Raw genomic sequence first — 18,414 nt, forward strand, 5'->3', positions numbered from 1 at the left:
TTGGTTGTTGTGGTTGTTGGTTTTTATGGGGATGGGGTGTGTGTGGTGGGGTGTTTTGAGGGTTCGGTGGAGGATGTTCGGGTTGCTGTGCGGGCTGCGGAGGAAGCCCTCAAACGACGAGACTTCGTACCATCCGGAAAAGAGGATCGACCCTACTATTTCCGCAGTGGAAATTCGCCCGACGCGGCGATGGATATAAATCCCATTATTTACGGAGTCGAAGAAGCGTGGACTAAAAATGAAGCCGCTCGGGCGGACCGTATTTTAAACAGTGCCTATAAATCTGCCGTAGAAAACCAAGACAGATTTGCGCAGGCGGTTTTTCTTGTTGAACGCGGGCGGCTGGCGCGACGAATCGGAAACCGAAGCGAAGCAATTGCTTTTCAGGGCCGGGCACTCGAAAAACTGAATCAAGTATCAGCGGAAACAATGGCAATGGTGCGGGCAGAATGTCAATTAGAGCTTGGAATCATATTTTGGAGAATCAACGGTATTGAAGCCCGTGACCATTTTCGAGAAGCTTATGAGTTGTTCAATGAGTGCGAATCCGATCTGAAATGCGCGGAGGTTGTCAAAGCGTGGTCTCGCGTCGAGCGGGATTTCGGAAACCTCTCGTATTCGAGAGACCTATTAGATTTGGCCATCTTGATATACCAGAGTTTAGGGAATGAAGCTGGGGTGGCCCGTTGTCTGCACTCTCGGGGAATTCTTGAGCGAAGAAGTGGTAATCTGGCAAAGGCGGTCGACGACACTCAGCTTGCGATTGAGACTTTTGGAAAAGTGAATAATGGAAACACCCAAACATCTGTCGCAAACTGTCTTCATTCGCTCGGTTTGATATATTTTGAGTTAGAAAAGTATAAGGATTCGCGAACGCTGCAGCTTATAGCAAAAAGAATGTATAGACGTAGTGCCTCGTTAGAATCTGAGGCATATTGCGATATGCAGTTGGCTCTCATTTCGCGAGAATTGGGTCAGATTGAAGGGGTGAAGCCTCAAATTGAAAAGTGTCTTAATATTTGGAGGTGTAAAAAAAATAGATTAGAGGAAGCAAGATGCCTCTTATGGCTAGCGTTGATTTCTTCACAGGAGGAAAATGAGGTTGAATTCAAAAAGTACATCGACGCAGCCTCATTTATCTATGAGGATATGAACATAGCATTTGGAAAAGTAAATGCATTAGAATTGCGGGCTCGACATTGTGCCGCACACGGTCAGTGGGACCGCGCGGAGTCATTTTTTAAAAAGGCGCGAAAAATATATTCGTCTTCAGAGGACCTGAATTTGCTGCCCTGTGCGTGGATTGATGTGGAACGGGCTCAATTGATTTTTGAGAAAACAGTCGGCGGTAGCTCAAATAATTGCAGAACAGCGCGCGATTTCACGTGTGGAGAGGGGGAGTTGTCGCAGTTGCAGTCCGCCCTTGATTTGGCGCTTCCCGCGATGATTCTTTTTAACCGTGTAAAATCGACTTTCGCGACCGCATCTGCACGATCACATTGGGCTCAGGTAACATCGAAATCCATTGTCCTGGTTTTCCGGTTGGCTGTGTTGATGAAAAATGAGAGATTGATATGTGATCTCGTGGAAACCGTCGTTAATGCCGGAGTGCATCACACTGAGATCCTGGGCAGGGGCAGCAGTATCTTTCCGTCTCGTCAGGAGACTAATTTTCTCCCCTGGTTCGCATCGGAGGATCACTTATTGGGGTTGGTTTTTCCTCAACGTGGTCCAGCTTTTGAGAATGATTCCGTCGGAGGACTTATTCTTCGTCGTGATTCTTTCGTGGGAAGTCGGTTTCATGAAGAAATTCCGGATGGTATCGGTTGTGTGGGATCGGCTTTAACTTTGGGCGGTTCTGTGGGGCTAATTGCGGGGGCACGTTTACGCATGTCGGAAGCGCCGAAGCTGAGAATGCCGGATGGGCATATCGCTTTAGGGGACTGGCTGGTGAACGATGAGCGCCTCACGATACAGGTGAAATAGACCTGTTTCCGTACGTGGATGATTTGTGATCGGTAGCGTCGTTCTATTACCGGTCCGACCGCGATGATTTACCGATAAACGACTTTAATTATATTCGGTTGGATAAAATTACCGGAATTGTATAGTACATTTCATATTTAGGCGGATATGTCCGAAGGGCGATGGTGGTAGTTTCTGGCTCGATCTCGGGCGGACCGTTCATATTTGTGGTGATGAGGATATTGATATTGCTGAACTCGGATTCCTGATCAATCTTTGCTGTAGATCGCTCGAGTGCGACTCTTTTTTTCGGGGGCATAATAAAGCTGCGCTCCGTAATTTCGGATTTTCGGGTTCTTCGAAGGTAGTGGGTGTGGTTATGGTAGGTATGCTGAGTCTTGGGCGGATCTGGAAATTCGAGTTTCAATCTATCTTCGGGTTTAATCAAATGTGGTATATGTTGGATCAGGTTTCATCTATTTGATATTAGTGGTCAGATTTTCGGGTGGAATGATCCGTCGTCCTATACCTTCAACTGCTGTATCGCGTATTCATGCGTCGTGTGTCTGCGTCCCGGTATGCAGCTGTGTCTGCGGTCTTCATCAGGATTTTCCTTGGGGGCTCAAATACCCGGTAGTCGGCAAAATTGCATCACCACTTCGGCAGTTTCTCGCGTTCCTTGACTTCTGAGCCCGAGCCCGAACCGTGTGCACTACAGTGTCCCCCGTGCACATCCTCGTCATCGACACGTCCACGCCGACCATCGTCACCGGTATCGTCGCCGCCTTCGGCGTGCCGGTCGACGGTTCAACCACCCGTCCTGTGTTTCGCTCCGTTGCCGAGCGCATTCTCCCGGACTGCCGCCAGCACGGGGAGCGTCTGACGCCGTCGATCCTGGAGTGTCTCGATGAGGCCGGTTTGAAGCCGGCGGATCTCGACGCGGTGGTCGTCGGGAGTGGGCCGGGGCCGTTCACCGGTCTGCGAGTGGGGATGGCGACCGCCACCGCCTTCGGGGAGGCTCTCGGTATCCCGGTGCACGGTGTGTGCTCGCTGGACTCGATTGCGATCCAGCTTGCGGAAAAGAATCCCGGACAGTCCCGGCTTCTCGTCGCCACCGATGCGCGCCGACGGGAGGTCTACTGGGGCAGCTACGAGCGCACCGACACCGGTGGGGTACCTGTCCGGGTCGGGGGACCGGCGGTGAACAAGCCCGCCGACGTCGCTGAACTCGTCGGTGTCGTCGGTGCGCTCAGCGTCCCGGACAGCCTGGCGGAGAAGCTCCGCGTCGACACACTCGCCGAGGTGCAGGCGTTGAACCTCTCCCCGTCGCCGGTATCGCTCGTCCGTGCGGCCGATCTGGACTGCGAACCGGTGCCCATCGTCCCGCTCTACCTGCGACGCCCGGACGCGGTGCCGCCGAAGCCGAAGCCGATCAGCCCGGCTGTGCCGGACGTGGAACTGTGATGGGTTCCGTCGTCATCCGGCGTCTCTCCCCGAGCGACGCGCAGCGGTGCTCCGAGCTTGAGCGGATTCTCTTCCCCGGGGATGATCCGTGGAGTGCCGCGGCGTTCCGTTCGGAGATGGCCAACCCGTTCTGCCTCTGCCTCGCGGCGGTGGAGACCGGGGACGCGGATCAGTCCCGTGGTCCGGGTGCCACGGTCGAGGGGGCAGGGGGCCTCGTCGGCTACGCGATCCTCGCCATGGCCGGCCCTCCTGATGACCCCGAGTTCGAGGTGCACACCATCGGTGTGGACCCCGCACACCAGCGTCGCGGTATCGGACGTCAGCTGCTGGAGGCCATGCTCGCCGCCGCCGATGAACGCTCCGGCCCGGTGTTCCTGGAGGTGCGGTGCGACAATGAACCGGCCATCACCCTGTACGAGCGGTACGGATTCGTCCGTCTGGGTGTGCGCCGCAACTACTATCAGCCGTCGGGTGCGGACGCGTACACCATGCGTCGCGATCCCGCATCAGCGCGGACTGCCACCGGAGACAACCTGTGAGGACACGACCTGTGAACACGTCGACCATCCCGGAACCGGCACAGAACGGTGACGACACGATCCGCCGCACCATCGTCATGGGCGTCGAGAGTTCCTGCGACGAGACGGGCGTCGGCATCGTGCGCATCACCCACGGTCCCGGGGTGACACCCGAACTGGAGATCCTCGCGGACGTCGTCGCCTCGTCGATGGATCAGCACGCCCGTTTCGGCGGCGTCGTGCCCGAGATCGCGTCGCGTGCGCACCTGGAGTCGATCGGCCCGGTCACCCGGGAGGCACTCCGGCAGGCGGGCATCGACCGCCCGGATGCCGTGGCGTGCACCATCGGTCCCGGGCTCGCCGGTGCGCTGCTCGTGGGCGCGAGCGCGGCGAAGGCCTTCGCGGCGGCGTGGGGGGTGCCGTTCTACGCGGTCAACCACCTCGGCGGGCATGTCGCGGTGGCGACGCTCGACGGCCGAGACCTGCCGCACTCGGTGGCGCTGCTGGTCTCCGGCGGTCACACGCAGCTGCTCGAGGTCGACGGTGTCGGGCTGCCGATGCGGGAGCTGGGGTCCACCCTGGACGACGCCGCGGGTGAGGCCTACGACAAGGTCGCGCGTCTGCTCCGGCTCGGATACCCGGGTGGCCCGGTCATCGACCGCCTGGCGAGGCGGGGGAACCCGAGGGCGGTGGACTTCCCGCGGGGCATGATGCGCCGCGATGATTCCCGCCACGATTTCTCCTTCTCCGGGTTGAAGACGGCGGTGGCACGCCACGTCGAGGCCGCCGAGCGCGAGGGGCGGGTCATCGACGTGCCGGACGTGTGCGCGTCGTTCCAGGAGGCCGTGGTTGACGTCCTCACCCGGAAGGCTGTCCGCGCGTGCGGGGACGTCGGGGCGAAGGTGCTGCTCCTCGGTGGGGGAGTGGCCGCGAACTCCCGGCTGCGGGAACTGGCTGAGGAACGCTGCCGTGCCGCCGGTGTCGAGCTCCGGGTCCCGGAACTCAGACTCTGCACGGACAACGGCGTGATGATCGCGGCTCTCGCCGCGCACCGGATCGCTGCGGGTGCTGGGCCGAGTGAGCTGTCGGCGGGGACGGACCCCGGCCTCGATGTTGAGATCCCGCAGGTGTAACCCCGGGAAACAACCGGGTACGCGCCGGTGAATTGTCGGGGAAGATGCCCCGACATCGCCGTTCCCGGTGCGCCGGACGGGATACCTTTGCTTCGTTGAACTTTGCCCGTCCCGACGAAACCCCTGGAGTATCCCCCGCATGAGCATCGGTTACCTGGTCTACCCCGATCTGACCAGCCGCACCCTCACCTTCGAGATCGACGAGGCGGCCCGCTTCCTCGGCGACCTCGAGAACGACCGCGTCTACGTCGCCTTCCAGGACGACGGCGAGACCCTGGCGGCGCTGTACTCGGCGGGGGCGAAAGCGAACGGTGCGGAACCGAACCCGGTGGCGTCGATGGCCCGGAACAAGGCTGCCACGGGCAACGCGAATTTCCTGACCGATCCGACGTCCGCCATCTGCGGGCCGGTGATCTTCATCGGTGCGGACGGTGCGGATGTCACCGAGAAGGACATCGCCAAGGTCGACCGCGGTATTCGGGCGGTGCGCAACTACCGGGATGACGAGACCGACGAGTACTCGCTGTGGCGTGGATCGGTGCTCGCCATCGCGCGCCGGGAGAATGACGCCGACGTCTCCTAGTTTCAGCACTGGTGCTGTGGTTCCGGCTAGGATTGCCGGGAAAACGAACGACAGGCCGTCAGGAGTGCCCCATGTCCCGCAGCAGAATCGTCCCTGCGCTCCTCGCGCTGCTGCTCACCGGGGCGTCGGCGGGCACCACCGGGATCGCTGCGGCGCAGACCGCGACCTCGCCGACGGTTCCGCTGTGCCCGGAGCCGGTGGTTCTCGCCGCCCGGGGGTCAGGATCTGAGTTCAGCGGCCCCCGGCAGTATCCCGGGGCAGTCGGCCCGTCGACGGGGTGGGAGGGGGAGGGCATCGCCCGGCTGCTGGAACGCGCCGATCTCCACGGATTCTCGGTCCGGGCGTTGACCCCGGAGGAGTACCCCGCCGTCGAGGCCTGGCGTCTCGACGAAATCATGACATCCATCGAGCAGGGACGCCGGTCCACCGTGCGGCGGGTGGCCGACATGCAGGCGGCCGGATGCCAACCGGTGGTCATCCCCGTCGGATATTCGCAGGGCGCGATGGTGTTCAACGGTGCCGAGCGGGCGCTCGCCGACGCCGCCCATCTACCGGGTGTGCTGTACCTGGGCAATCCGATGCGGGACGGCCGCGTGCCCCGGAACACCGGAAGCGCACCGGTGGTTCCCGGTCGTGCATTCCCTGCTGTGTGGCCCTGGGAACCGGCACCCTCGCTCAATGCCCCGCGACAGGAGGGCATCGACTACTGCTACCGGAACGACATCTTCTGCGATCCGGGCGGAACGTCGGTGGATACCCACACCAGTTACCTGACCGGAAATCCCGACGAGGATGCTGCGGACCGCGCGGTGATCGAAACGTTCACCGGTTGGATGGCCCGGGCACGTGCGCAGCTGGACGGTGGGGAACGCGTCGCGGTGACCCGCCCCGTCGAAGAGATCCTGGTCCTCGACACCTCCGACCCGGCGGTTCTCGCGGCTCTCGTGCGCGGGATTCCCCGGATAGTGCAGGCGGTCACCGGGGCCAACCCCGAGTCGCGCGTCGGAGTGGCGGTGGTGCGCGACGGGGCGGCTCGGTGGCTGCTTCCACCGACCCGGGACACCCGGGCCGTCGCGGCTGTCCTTTCCGCTCCCGACGGACCGCCCATCGGTGACATCCTCACGGATCCGGAGCCCGAGGGGCGTTCGGTACGGAACGTGATCACGGTGACCGATACGGAGGTACGCGCGGGGCGGAAGATCATCAGCCATACTGCGGCCGGCGCCGCATCCGTGGTTCTCACGACGGTAACCGATCAGGTGACGGCGCCGAATGCGGTCCTCGACGCGCCGGGGATCTGGTTCGCCGGTCAACCCGCCGGAGTGACGGGAATGCTGTCCCGTGTGTTCGTCGACGGGCCCGTCCGGCAGAGACTTGATTTCGGGGACGGTACGGTCGTGGATCCTGCGGGCCGGGAGTATGTGGAACACGTGTGGCGGGCCCCGGGAACCTATCCGGTGACATTGACGGTGACGGATTCCCTGGGCCGTACCGGGGTGGATCGCCGGTGGGTACGGATCTATTCCGGTGATGTCGCCGCCGAGTTGGATACGGCGTTCCGGTCGATGCCCGCGCGGGCGGGGAGTGTGTGACGGAAAGCACGGGGAGTGCCGGGTGGTGCGGTCCCGGGGCAGGCGCCGGGTGGCACACCACGCGGTTGAGTGCTGGCACTCGCGAGGGTAGAGTGCCAGTAGGTTGTTTGACACACAGTTGTTCACCCGCGACGACGGCTGTGCTGGGCAAGCTCAACCGGCACAATCACATTCAACTTCCCGAGCACATGGAGGAATTCATCGTGGCGAACGTCAACATCAAGCCCCTCGAGGACAAGATCCTCGTCCAGATCAACGAAGCTGAGACCACCACCGCATCCGGCCTGGTCATCCCGGACTCCGCCAAGGAGAAGCCGCAGGAGGCCACCGTCGTGGCCGTCGGCCCGGGCCGCTTCGACGACAAGGGCGACCGCATCCCGCTGGACGTCAACGAGGGTGACACCGTCATCTTCTCCAAGTACGGCGGCACCGAAATCAAGTACGCGGGCGAGGAGTACCTCATTCTCTCGGCCCGTGACATTCTCGCCATCGTGACCAAGTAAGAGGGTTTTCCATGACTAAACTGATCGCATTCAACGAGGAGGCCCGCAAGGGCATCCAGGCCGGTGTAGACACCCTGGCCGACGCGGTCAAGGTCACCCTCGGCCCGCGCGGCCGTAACGTCGTGCTGGACAAGCCCTTCGGTGGCCCGACCGTGACCAATGACGGTGTGACCATCGCCCGTGAGATCGACGTCGACGAGCCCTTCGAGAACCTCGGCGTCCAGCTGGTGAAGTCCGTCGCCGTGAAGACGAACGACATCGCCGGCGACGGCACCACCACCGCGACGCTGCTCGCCCAGGCACTCATCAACGAGGGCCTGCGCAACGTCGCGGCCGGCGCGAACCCGATCGAGCTGAACCGCGGTATCGCCGCCGGCGCCGAGCGCACGGTCGAACTGCTGCTGGAACGCGCCAACGAGGTCGCCTCCGCATCGGACATCGCCAACGTCGCGACCGTCAGCTCCCGCGACCCGGAGGTCGGCGAGATGGTCGCCGGCGCGATGGAGAAGGTCGGCAAGGACGGTGTCGTCACCGTCGAGGAGTCCCAGACGATGGACACCACCCTCGACATCACCGAGGGCATCTCCTTCGAGAAGGGGTTCCTGTCCCCGTACTTCATCACCGACATCGACGCGCAGCAGGCGATCCTCGATGACGCACTGATCCTCCTGGTGCGCAACAAGATCTCCTCCCTGCCCGACTTCCTCCCCCTGCTGGAGAAGATCGTCGACTCCGGCAAGCAGGTCCTCATCGTCGCCGAGGACATCGAGGGTGAGCCGCTGCAGATGCTGGTGGTCAACTCGATCCGCAAGACGCTGAAGATCGTCGCCGTGAAGTCCCCGTACTTCGGTGACCGTCGCAAGGCGTTCATGGATGATCTCGCCGTCGTCACCGACGCGACGATCGTCGATCCGGAGGTCGGCATCAACCTCTCCGAGATCGACCTCGACGCACTCGGCTCCGCACGCCGCATCACCGTCACGAAGGACTCCACCGTCATCGTCGACGGCGCGGGCAGCGCGGAGGCGGTCGAGAACCGTCGCGGCCAGATCCGCCGTGAGATCGAGTCCACGGACTCCTCCTGGGACCGGGAGAAGGCGCAGGAGCGCCTGGCGAAGCTGTCCGGCGGTATCGCCGTCATCAAGGTCGGCGCCGCCACCGAGACCGAGGTCAGTGAGCGCAAGCTCCGTGTCGAGGACGCCATCAACGCAGCCCGTGCGGCCGCGCAGGAGGGTGTCATCGCCGGCGGCGGTTCCGCACTCGTGCAGATCGCCCGCGAGCTCAAGACCTACGCCGAGGAGTTCGAGGGTGACGCCAAGGTCGGCGTCCTCGCCCTGTCCCGGGCGCTGGTCAAGCCGGCGTTCTGGATCGCCGAGAACGCAGGCGTCGACGGTTCCGTCGTCGTCGCCAAGACCGCCGAACTGCCGAACGGTGAAGGTTTCAACGCCGCCACGCTCGAGTACGGCAACCTCATCGACGCGGGCATCATCGATCCCGTGAAGGTCACCCACTCCGCGGTGGTCAACGCCACCTCCGTCGCCCGCATGGTGCTCACCACCGAGGCGTCGATCGTGGAGAAGCCCGCCGAGGAAGATGATTCCGCGGCCGGTGGACACCACCATCACTAGGTCGAAGGACTGACACCGGTACAGACCCGGCCCCACCACACCGAACGCCCGACGTCCGGTGGAAGGAGGGGCCGGGTCTGCTCCATTTTCGCGGGGAAACCGTATTCTTGGTGCAGTCCCCGGAGACCGTCCGAGAAAGGCATCGAACGATCCATGACCCAGCCCGACGGCGCACGCGCTGAGAGCCACAACTTCCAGGTCGATCTCGGCGGGATCGTCGAGATCCTCAGCCGGAACCTCTACTCCGGCCCCCAGGTCTTCGTCCGGGAGCTCCTGCAGAACGGCGTCGACGCGATCACCGCACACCGCGCGATCGACCCCGGCTGCCCCGCCGAGATCCGGATCGTCACCGACGGCACCACGATCACCGTCACCGACACCGGCATCGGACTGACCCCGCAGCAGGCCGAGGGGCTGCTCGCCACCATCGGGGCGTCGTCGAAACGCGACGAGTGGGGGATGTCCCGCAGCGACTTCATCGGGCAGTTCGGTATCGGACTACTGTCCTGCTTCATGGTCTCCCCACGGATCACCGTCCACAGTCGCTCCGCCGCGACCCCCGGGCAACCGGTGTGCTGGCGTGGCTCCAACGACGGAACCTGGTCCGCGGGCGTGGTCACCGACGACGAACTTCCCCCGGAGCTCACCGGCCCCGGCACCACCGTGACCCTCGACGTGATGCCGGGGGAGCGGCACGCCGAACACGAGGTGCTGCGCCGCCGGATCCTGTCCTACGGCAGTCACCTCCCGGTGACGGTGACCCTCGCCCGGAGGGGAGCCGAGCCGGAGTGCCTCAGCGCGGCGGTCGCGCCCTGGGAGATGGATCGGGACGCTGCGGCCCGATGGTGTGACGAGGAGTTCGGATTCGCTCCCTTCGACCAGGTTCCACTCGATGTTCCCGTCGCAGGTCTCCGCGGGATCGCATTCGTGTCCGCGCGTGCGGGACATCCCGGCCAGGAACAGCACCACCGCGTGTATCTGCGCCGGATGCTGCTGTCCGAGCGCGCCTACGACGTCGTGCCGGAGTGGGCGTACTTCGTCCGTGTCGTCGCCGATGCGGAACACCTCAAACCGACCGCCTCCCGCGAGGGCCTGTTCGACGACGAACTGCTGGAGGAGACCCGACAGGGCATCGGTACCGCGATCCGGGACTGGATGAACAACCTCGCCGAGCGGGAGCCCGCCCGGTTCCGCGAGTTCCTCGCCCTCCACCTCACGGGGCTGAAGGCCCTGGCCGTGACCGACGCGGAGACCCGCGCACTGGTCGCCTCCAGCGTCCCGTTCTCCACCTCACTCGGGATGCTCACCCTAGACGAGATCCTCGGGAAACACGGGCGGATCGCCTACGCGACGACCGACGACCGGTTCCGCGCCCTGCGCCCCGTGGCCGAGGCCAACGGACTGTGCATCGTAAACGCCGGTTTCTCCTACGACGAGGAGGTCATCGGTCAGATCAGACTCGACCGCCCGGAAGCGGACATCGCCGAACTCGACCCCCGGGATGTCCTCGGTGTCCTCGAGAAGGTCGACCTCGGTACCGAGGCGGCGCTGATCCCTCTCGTGGACGCCGCCGAACTCGCCCTCGAGGGACAGAAACTGAACATCGTCGTGCGGAAGTTCCTGCCCGCCACGATGGCGGTTCTGTTCCTGCCCAACCCGGATGCCGCGGGCCGGGCGCTGGAGGAGAGGCAGCGGCGCGACGAGGGTCTGTTCGCCGGGCTGGTCGATCTCATGCACCCCGAGAAGGCCGATGACCACGCGCCGCAGCTGATCCTGAACGCCGACGCCGGCATCATCCACCAGCTCGCCGGGGCCGCCGTCGGCGGCGGTAGCCCGGTGGTCGTGGAATCGGCGATCCGGGGGTTCTACGTCCAGGCCCTCCTCAGTGGCAGACACCGCATGGACGCCCAGGTGCGGGCATGGTCCTCCAACCTCTTCACCGCACTGATCAGCGCGTCCCTCGATGGCGGCGACACCGCATGAACCACGTACCCGACGACCAGGAGCACCCCATGACAGAGTCCGACAACCAGCACGACGAACTCCGCCTCCTCATGCACCGTGCCGACAGCACACCGTGGGGGAGCACCTGCAGTGAACTCTGGGCGGAGGCCGCCCAGCTCGCCGTCGACACCGACCGGCTGGAGGAGGCACTGATCTGCCACGCGGAACTCTGCACGGCCTACTGCATGGACGGGCGGAACTACCGCTGCATCGCGCCCTTCTCGTACGTCGAGGAGATGCGTTCCCGCCGGCCCGATCTGTTCAGTCCCGGCCTGCACCACAAGCACGCCTGGAACCTCAAGTACGTGCTCTCCGCGGTGGCGAACAACCCGGATGTGCCCGTCGCGCAGTACCGCTCGCTGCTCGATCTGATGACCGACTACTACCGGGAGCTGGGGGATCCGGGACGTGCCGTGGCGATGCGCCGCCTGGGATTCCTCCGGAACACCGGCGGGGACGGGGTCGAGGACACCTATGCCGAGTGGCTGGGCCTCCCCGACTCCGAGCTCGCCGACTGCGCCGGCTGTGGCCCCGAACAGCGGGTCGAGTATCACGCCAGCCGCGGTGAGTGGGAGATCGCCCGGGAGATCGGCGAGGCGGCGCTTCCCGACATGGAGAACAGCTGCTCGTCACAACCCGAGGGACTGCTCACCGAGATGCTCGAACCCTGGTTGCGGACGGGGCAGGACGCCAGGGCCTGGGCCGCCCACGTGCGCGGATACCGCCGCTACCGCCGCGACCCGGCCGATCTCGCCCAGCACGCGGACCACATCCGCTACCTCGCACTGTCCGGCGCCGCCGGCAGACCGGAACGCCTCGAGCGGGCCGAGGCCATCCTCATCCGTCACCTGCCCTGGTGGGAACGCGCCGAGGACCACCGGGACCTGCTGAATCTCGCCGCCGCCGCGGTCGTGCTCCTCGACCGGATCCCCGGTGCCACGGACCGCACCCTGGATGTCACTCTGCCCGGTGAGAGCCTGCCGTGGGTGACCGGCATCGAGACGCTGGCTCACCCGACCCTCGCCGAGGCGCGGGCCTGGTTCCTCAACCTCGCCACGACGATCGCCGAACAGTTCGACGCCCGCCCGGGCATGGAGCACGCGGTGCACGTCGCGTCGCTGCATCGGCTCATCGAGCCGGAACCCGTCACCCCGCTGCCCGAACCGACGGAGGGCACCGTCGCCGACGTGTCCGGCATGTTCACCCCCGATGAAGCCGACTACCAGGTCATCACCTCCCCCGGGGCATCCACCGGACCGGCCACGGAGACCACGACGGCCCCGGATCCGGGGGAGGACGAACCACCGGTGGTCCCCATCGACGTCACCGGCTGGTGGCGCGGAGACGATCTCGCGGAGGCACTCGCCGCGAACGCTGCGGTGGGAGACGAGATCGAGACCGTCCACTGGCACCATGCGGTCCACCTCCTGCTCGACCATCCCGGGCTGCGCACCAGCCCGGAGGCCGCCGGTGTGCCCGACGAGCTTCGAGGTGCGTGGCAGCGTGCCGTCGGCGACGCGGAGTGGTTCCTCGGGGTCGATCTCGACGCCGAGACCGAGGAACTCCCCGGCACGACCGGAGACCCTGCGTACCGGTTGATCGAGGAGGCCGCGGCGGCCCTCCGCTCGGGACAGGTCATGGAGGCCTGCCAGGCCGCGGACACCGCGATGCGGACCGGGTCGGCTGAACCCGTCGGCGTACGGCTGACGGCCCTGCTCTTCCTCGCCCGGGGTGCCCGTGACGCGGGCTACCTCGATGAGGGAATCGACTGCGCCCGGCAGATGCTCAACCTCTGTGCCGCGGCTGAGTTACCCGGTCTGACCTTCATCGCGGCGCAGACACTCGGGGAACTGTTGATCTCCGCGCACCGGTACCACGAGGCCGCGGAGGTCCTCGAGACGGCACTGATGAAGATCTCCGGGTATCCCGGGTCGCGGGCCGAACTGGATCTCCGTGAATCGCTGGTCCGGGTCTTCGCCAAGCTCGAGTTCCACGACGAAGCGGGGGAGGAACTTCTCAAGATCGCCGGGCACATGGCCCGGCGGATGGACCGGGATCGGGAGCTCGGGGCGCTGCAGCAGGCGGCAGTCGCGTTCGACCACGCCGGGGAATCCCGTCGAGCGGTGTCGACCTGGCACCGGATCATCGAGGTGTCCCGCTCCATGTGGCGGGAAGCGGCCGATCGTCTCGCGGCGGGAGACGGCTCGGAGGGGCAGCTGCGGGAGAAGGTGGACAGGTACCGCGAGGCCTACGCCCTGGCGCTCTACAAGTGCTGTGCCGCAGCGGTGAATCAGCCCGGATATGTGGGAGACGCCGACATGGCCGTCGTCGATGATCTCCTCGACACCCTGCGCGTCCTGGTCAACGATCCCGAGCACCCGGGACCCAAGACCCCGGAATGGCGGGAGGCGGACTGGCTGGTGGACAAGGCGTACATGTACCTCTACGCGATGCGGTTCCTCGCTGCGGTGGACTACGCAACCGCAGCGGCGTCCGGGTTCGAACAGCTCCATGAACCCGTGGACCGGGCGCGCGCCCTGATGATGGCGTCCGATGCCCGGTTCTACGGCGACGAGCCGGAGGCCTCCGTGGAGGCGGCCCGCGAGGCACTCGGGGTCCTGGCCGGGAAGCGGTTCATCGGTCACCCCGTACGACGTGCGGCCGAACAGCGGATCCGGGAAGTGGGGGACCACTGAATCGATCCCCGTATAGCGAGAATAGTCACATAAAACTACAGTGGGCCGTGTGCTCCAGCACACCCCGGACGGCACGGCCGTGGCCGGGAGGGCCCCAGACATGAAGGGATACACCGAACATGGCGTTACCCAAGGTCACCCACGCCCGGGTGGAGAGTTTCCTCACCGGTGAGGGCCTCAACTTCGGCAGGGACGACGATGACGACATCGTCGTCGGTTTCGACGGTCTCACATTCTTCATCACCGTTCAGGAGGACCTTCTGCGGGTCTCGGGATGGTGGCACGCGGAACTGACGGACGATGATGCGGTCGGTCGGGCGCTCGCCGCAGCCAATGCCCTGAATCAGGATCTCGTGGCACCGAAGACGGTCATCGGGGGCACGCGGCCGAGCATCATCTTCGAGAATGCGCTGAAGACGACCGCGGGGCGCACGGACGAGCAGCTCGGAGCATTTCTCGTCATGTCTCTCCGGACGAGTTTCATGGTGGCGGAACGCCTCGCGACTGATCTTCCCGACCTCGCACCCGCAGCAGAAGAGTCCCCCGAGGAGGAGAACTGATGGCCTGGTTCAAATCGAAGACGACCGCCGAGGTCCCCACGCCGGTCACCCCGGAACGCATCGAGGCTGCACTGGCCCGCCAGGAACTCACGACTGACCGTGCCGATGACGGAGCCCCACGGTTCTACTGCATCATCAACGGTTTCCCGGTCATCGTGGACGCCTCCTTCCCCTTCGCCGTGGTGTTCAGCGCCTCGACCTTTGAGCGACTGCCGGTGGAACGGGAAGAGGAGGTCCTCGGCTGGGCGAAGACGGTCAACGCCGAAACCCACTTCGTGACCACCGTGAAGAACGTCGATGACGACGGCATCTACGCCGCGGCCGACGGGATGCTCTTCATTGAGGGCGGGCTCACGGAGGAACAGCTCGACGAGCAGATCGAGCTGATGCTCGTCGGGACCCTGAGCACCATGGGGAACTTCTGCCAGGAGTTCGATCTCGAACCCGGCACCCCGGGGGAGGACAACTGACCCCACGGTCGACTCTCCCCGATACCTGCGGGCCGTAGGCCCGCGCAGACAAGTGAAAGGAAGTACAGCACATGGCTTTACCCAGGGTCACCGATGCCCGGGTGGAGAACTATCTCACCGGCAAAGGGCTCAGCTTCTCCAGGGACAACGACAACGACATCGTCGTCGGCTACGAGGAGATCTTCTTCTTCTTCACCATCGGAGAGGACCTGCTCCGGATCGCCGGTTATCGGCGTGGAAAGCTGAAGGACGATGAAGGACGCGCGGCCGCAGCCGCCAACGCCCTCAACACGGAAATGGTTATGCCGAGAACGGTTATCTCGGGCGACGGCAACAACATCGTCTTCGAGAATGTGGTCGATACCGACACCGGGCTCACGGACGAGCAGCTCGGCACCTTCATAGACGTCGCGTTCGAGGTCAGTTTCCGCGCGGCCGACAGAATCGACGAAGAATTTCCCGGCCTCGTGCAGCCGGTGGAAGAAGGAGACAACTGATGGCCTGGTTCAAGTTCGGTTCGAAGAAGGTCGCGGACGACCCCACGCCGGTCACCCCGCAACGCCTGGAGGAGTCCCTGGCCAGGCAGAATCTCGCGGTGTCGAAGATGCAGGGTGAATTGCCCGTGTACTACTGCTTCTTCAACGGCATTCCGGTCATGTTCATCCTCGCATCCGACGCCTTCGCCGTCGTCAGTGCCGAGATGCGCCCCCGCCTGCCCGTCGACCGGGAGGACGATGTTCTCGGTTGGACGACGGCATTCAACGCCGGAAACCACCTCATCACCGCACTGAAGAAACGTGACGCCGACGGAATCCACATCAAGGCCGAGGGTGGGATATTCATCAAGGCCGGTCTCACGGACGCACAGCTGGACAAGCAGCTTGACCTGATGCTTAAGGGTGTGTTGCCCACCATCGACAGATTCTGCACGGAGTTCGGGCTCACCGCCGGTTAGCCCGGAGCCGCGGGAGACCCACCGGTTGCTCATTCGTGGAAGACCGCGGGAATCACGCCCGGAGAGTACCCGGCGGGCCCGCCGATCCCCCGGCCGGATCCCCGGAATCGACCGCGGACGGCGCTACACCGGGGTACCTGTCCGGTCCTGAGCCCCGGCGCGCCCTAAGTGAACTAGACTGTCGAGACAGTGAGCCCGTGCCTTCCGCCTGTCAGTATCATGCCGCAGGCGGAGGTTCGGGGTTAGCGTGTCCAGAAATGTCGGAATATGCAGAGGTCCACAGCGTGAATGATGCAGAGCGCGAACTGGCGGCACTTGTGCCGTTGGCGGCCGGTGGCGACCGGTCTGCGCTCCAACGGATCATGGAGATCGTGCATCCGATGGTGCTGCGGTACGCCCGCGCCCGGATCAGCGGCGGGCGGCACCCCACACCTGAGGATGTGGCCCAGGAGATCTGTCTCGCTGTGACGACTTCCGTCGCGAACTATGTCGACCGGGGCCGTCCGTTCATGGCATTCGTCTACGGGATCGCCTCCAACAAGGTGGCGGACGCGCACCGGTCGCTGTCGAGGGATCTGTCGAATCCCACCGATGAGGTGCCCGACTACATCCGGGACGGAGACACGCCTGAAGACTATGCGCTGGTCAGCGACGGTAGTAACAGAGTGCACGCACTTCTCGATTCATTGAGTGACAAGGCACGTGAAATAGTCACCCTCCGGGTGTTCGTGGGCTTGTCCGCGGAGGAAACCGCGCGAATCGTGGGGAGTACCCCAGGAGCAGTCAGAGTGGCCCAGCACAGGGCGCTCGCAGCATTGCGGAAGAAGCTGAATGAGCAGGAGCACCAGGCATGAGTGACCACCGACCCGAGGACGCGGGCGTGGGTGGGGGACAGGGAGACGACCTGTTCCGCACCGACGCTTTCCTTGACGACCTCGCCCACGGTGTTGACCCCTCCGGGGGAGACGATGAACTTGCCGGGCTGCTGCTCGGTCTCAAGGCGGAGGTCGACGCACCGATGCCGCCGGCCCCGTCGCTCGATCAGCTGGGTCTGACCGACGCTGCACCGGCGACCACCCGGTTCGCCCCCGTCACCGGGACCGTGGTAGAGGAACCTGCCGCCGGTGACGGTGGTGGCGCGCGGGTGGTCAGCCTGGAGGCGCGCCGCCGGGGCGTCCCCGGTTTCGTTCACGGGCTGATCGGTGCGGCGGCGGCGACACTCGTCATCGCGGGCGGCGGCACCGCCGTTTACAACGCGGAACCCGGGAGCGCCCTCTGGGGCGTCAACACCGCCATGTTCGGGGACCACGCGTCCGTCGTGGAGCTCGCGAGCACCCTGGAGGAAGCGGACAACCGCAACGCCAACGGTGATGTCGCCGGAGCTCTGGAGCTGTTGGAGCAGGCCAAGCTCATGGCGAAGGAGATCAATGCGCGGAACGCTGACAAAACCGAGGCGGGCAAACGTCCGCTGGCCACCCGTACCGTGACGGTCACCGCCACACCCGAACAGCCCACACCGCCGGAGCCGATGACCGTCACCGTCACCTCCACCGTCGAGGTCCCCTCGTCGACGCCGAACAACGTTCTCCCCGCTACCGAGCCCGGGGTACCTGCGGTGCCGCCGTCTGCGACGCCGCCCACGACCTCTCCGTTACCGGTCCCGGACGGACCCGGTGATGACACCGAGATGCCTCCGGTTCCGGGCGGTGGTGGGGGAGCGGCCGCAGACAACGTCGGGGAGGTGGTCGACGTCCCCGCCGGGCCAGCCCCCACGACCGACGCTGCCCTGCCGCCCGGTCAGAGCTGATCCGCGGAGACGACGAAACCCCGGAACCCTGTCTTGGAGGATCCGGGGTTTTCCGTGTCCCGGGGGACACGAGTCCGATATACCGGTGCGGTCTACCGCGCCTCCATCCCGTCGAGGAACCCGAGGCAGTAGTCCCAGGGGACATAGGCCGAGGGATCTGGGCGCGCGGACGGTTCGTGCACGGGGGACAGCTCCCCGGCGAGGGTGGCGCGCATGTTCGCCGCCATGATGTCCCAGTCGTAGTAGTGCTGTTCGTCGCAGTCCTCGCACATGAAGAACACTCCGAGAACTCCCCGGGGTTCCAGCGCACGGCGGAATTCGCCGACGAGCTCGAGATCCTCGCGGACCCGCTCGCGTTCCTCATCGCTGAGTGGCGGCAGTGGTTCGTCCGCCTCAAGGAACGACGCGGGGTCGTTCGGGTCTCCCGCGAAGGGATCCGGCGGCATCATAGAATCGAAGTTCACACAGGCCACCCTAAGGGTGTGGCCCGTAAACGGCAACCAAAGACAGGCGAAACGAACTCCCGGTCGGTGCCC

Annotated in this window: 17 protein-coding genes; 16 read left to right on the plus strand and 1 reads right to left on the minus strand. The window is 64.5% G+C overall.

Features of this window, described 5'->3' with window-relative positions; genetic code table 11:
• From JDV75_RS06665 to JDV75_RS06740, 16 genes are all read left to right on the plus strand, one after another.
• A partial coding sequence (locus JDV75_RS06665) for a tetratricopeptide repeat protein (protein WP_198738490.1) occupies positions 1-1,986 on the plus strand: 1,986 nt, incomplete at its 5' end.
• Between the two features lie 705 nt (positions 1,987-2,691).
• Complete coding sequence (tsaB, locus tag JDV75_RS06670) at positions 2,692-3,429, plus strand: tRNA (adenosine(37)-N6)-threonylcarbamoyltransferase complex dimerization subunit type 1 TsaB (RefSeq protein WP_198738491.1); 738 nt, start codon at positions 2,692-2,694, stop codon at positions 3,427-3,429.
• Complete coding sequence (locus tag JDV75_RS06675; protein WP_198738492.1) at positions 3,429-3,968, plus strand: GNAT family N-acetyltransferase; 540 nt, start codon at positions 3,429-3,431, stop codon at positions 3,966-3,968. The genes tsaB and JDV75_RS06675 overlap by 1 nt, the downstream gene beginning before the upstream one ends.
• Positions 3,969-4,045: 77 nt before the next feature.
• Entirely contained in the window at positions 4,046-5,080 is a 1,035-nt protein-coding gene (gene tsaD, locus JDV75_RS06680; protein ID WP_198738694.1) for a tRNA (adenosine(37)-N6)-threonylcarbamoyltransferase complex transferase subunit TsaD, read from the plus strand.
• A gap of 139 nt (positions 5,081-5,219) precedes the next feature.
• Complete coding sequence (locus tag JDV75_RS06685; RefSeq protein ID WP_198738493.1) at positions 5,220-5,663, plus strand: hypothetical protein; 444 nt, start codon at positions 5,220-5,222, stop codon at positions 5,661-5,663.
• Between the two features lie 71 nt (positions 5,664-5,734).
• Positions 5,735-7,255, plus strand: a complete 1,521-nt coding sequence (locus JDV75_RS06690) for a PKD domain-containing protein (RefSeq protein ID WP_198738494.1) — start codon at positions 5,735-5,737, stop codon at positions 7,253-7,255.
• Positions 7,256-7,458: 203 nt separating this feature from the next.
• Positions 7,459-7,758, plus strand: a complete 300-nt coding sequence (gene groES / locus JDV75_RS06695) for a co-chaperone GroES (protein ID WP_198735305.1) — start codon at positions 7,459-7,461, stop codon at positions 7,756-7,758.
• Positions 7,759-7,769: 11 nt separating this feature from the next.
• On the plus strand, positions 7,770-9,386 hold the full coding sequence (gene groL / locus JDV75_RS06700) for a chaperonin GroEL (protein WP_198738495.1): 1,617 nt from the start codon (positions 7,770-7,772) through the stop codon (positions 9,384-9,386).
• A gap of 153 nt (positions 9,387-9,539) precedes the next feature.
• A complete protein-coding gene (locus JDV75_RS06705) occupies positions 9,540-11,369 on the plus strand; it encodes an HSP90 family protein (RefSeq protein ID WP_198738496.1) in 1,830 nt (609 codons plus the stop codon).
• A 29-nt stretch (positions 11,370-11,398) separates the two neighbouring features.
• Complete coding sequence (locus JDV75_RS06710; RefSeq protein WP_198738497.1) at positions 11,399-14,086, plus strand: hypothetical protein; 2,688 nt, start codon at positions 11,399-11,401, stop codon at positions 14,084-14,086.
• Positions 14,087-14,205: 119 nt separating this feature from the next.
• A complete protein-coding gene (locus tag JDV75_RS06715; RefSeq protein WP_198738498.1) occupies positions 14,206-14,646 on the plus strand; it encodes a YbjN domain-containing protein in 441 nt (146 codons plus the stop codon).
• Positions 14,646-15,116: a YbjN domain-containing protein gene (locus JDV75_RS06720; protein ID WP_198738499.1), complete on the plus strand. Its 471-nt coding sequence runs from the start codon at positions 14,646-14,648 to the stop codon at positions 15,114-15,116. Before JDV75_RS06715 ends, JDV75_RS06720 begins: the two co-directional genes overlap by 1 nt.
• Positions 15,117-15,187: 71 nt before the next feature.
• The gene (locus JDV75_RS06725) at positions 15,188-15,613 is read left to right on the plus strand and encodes a YbjN domain-containing protein (protein ID WP_198738500.1); all 426 of its coding nucleotides are present in this window, start codon (positions 15,188-15,190) and stop codon (positions 15,611-15,613) included.
• Complete coding sequence (locus JDV75_RS06730) at positions 15,613-16,071, plus strand: YbjN domain-containing protein (protein WP_198738501.1); 459 nt, start codon at positions 15,613-15,615, stop codon at positions 16,069-16,071. Before JDV75_RS06725 ends, JDV75_RS06730 begins: the two co-directional genes overlap by 1 nt.
• 257 nt (positions 16,072-16,328) lie before the next feature.
• Positions 16,329-16,925 (plus strand): sigma-70 family RNA polymerase sigma factor, encoded by a 597-nt coding sequence (locus JDV75_RS06735; RefSeq protein WP_198738502.1) that lies wholly within the window; start codon positions 16,329-16,331, stop codon positions 16,923-16,925.
• Positions 16,922-17,878: a hypothetical protein gene (locus JDV75_RS06740; RefSeq protein WP_198738503.1), complete on the plus strand. Its 957-nt coding sequence runs from the start codon at positions 16,922-16,924 to the stop codon at positions 17,876-17,878. Before JDV75_RS06735 ends, JDV75_RS06740 begins: the two co-directional genes overlap by 4 nt.
• Before the next feature lie 92 nt (positions 17,879-17,970).
• Here the strand turns inward: JDV75_RS06740 and JDV75_RS06745 are convergent, their stop codons facing one another.
• Entirely contained in the window at positions 17,971-18,342 is a 372-nt protein-coding gene (locus JDV75_RS06745; RefSeq protein ID WP_198738504.1) for a DUF5319 family protein, read from the minus strand.
• Between the last annotated feature and the right edge of the window lie 72 nt (positions 18,343-18,414).

The organism is Corynebacterium meridianum, from assembly GCF_016342265.1.
GTDB lineage: Bacteria > Actinomycetota > Actinomycetes > Mycobacteriales > Mycobacteriaceae > Corynebacterium > Corynebacterium meridianum.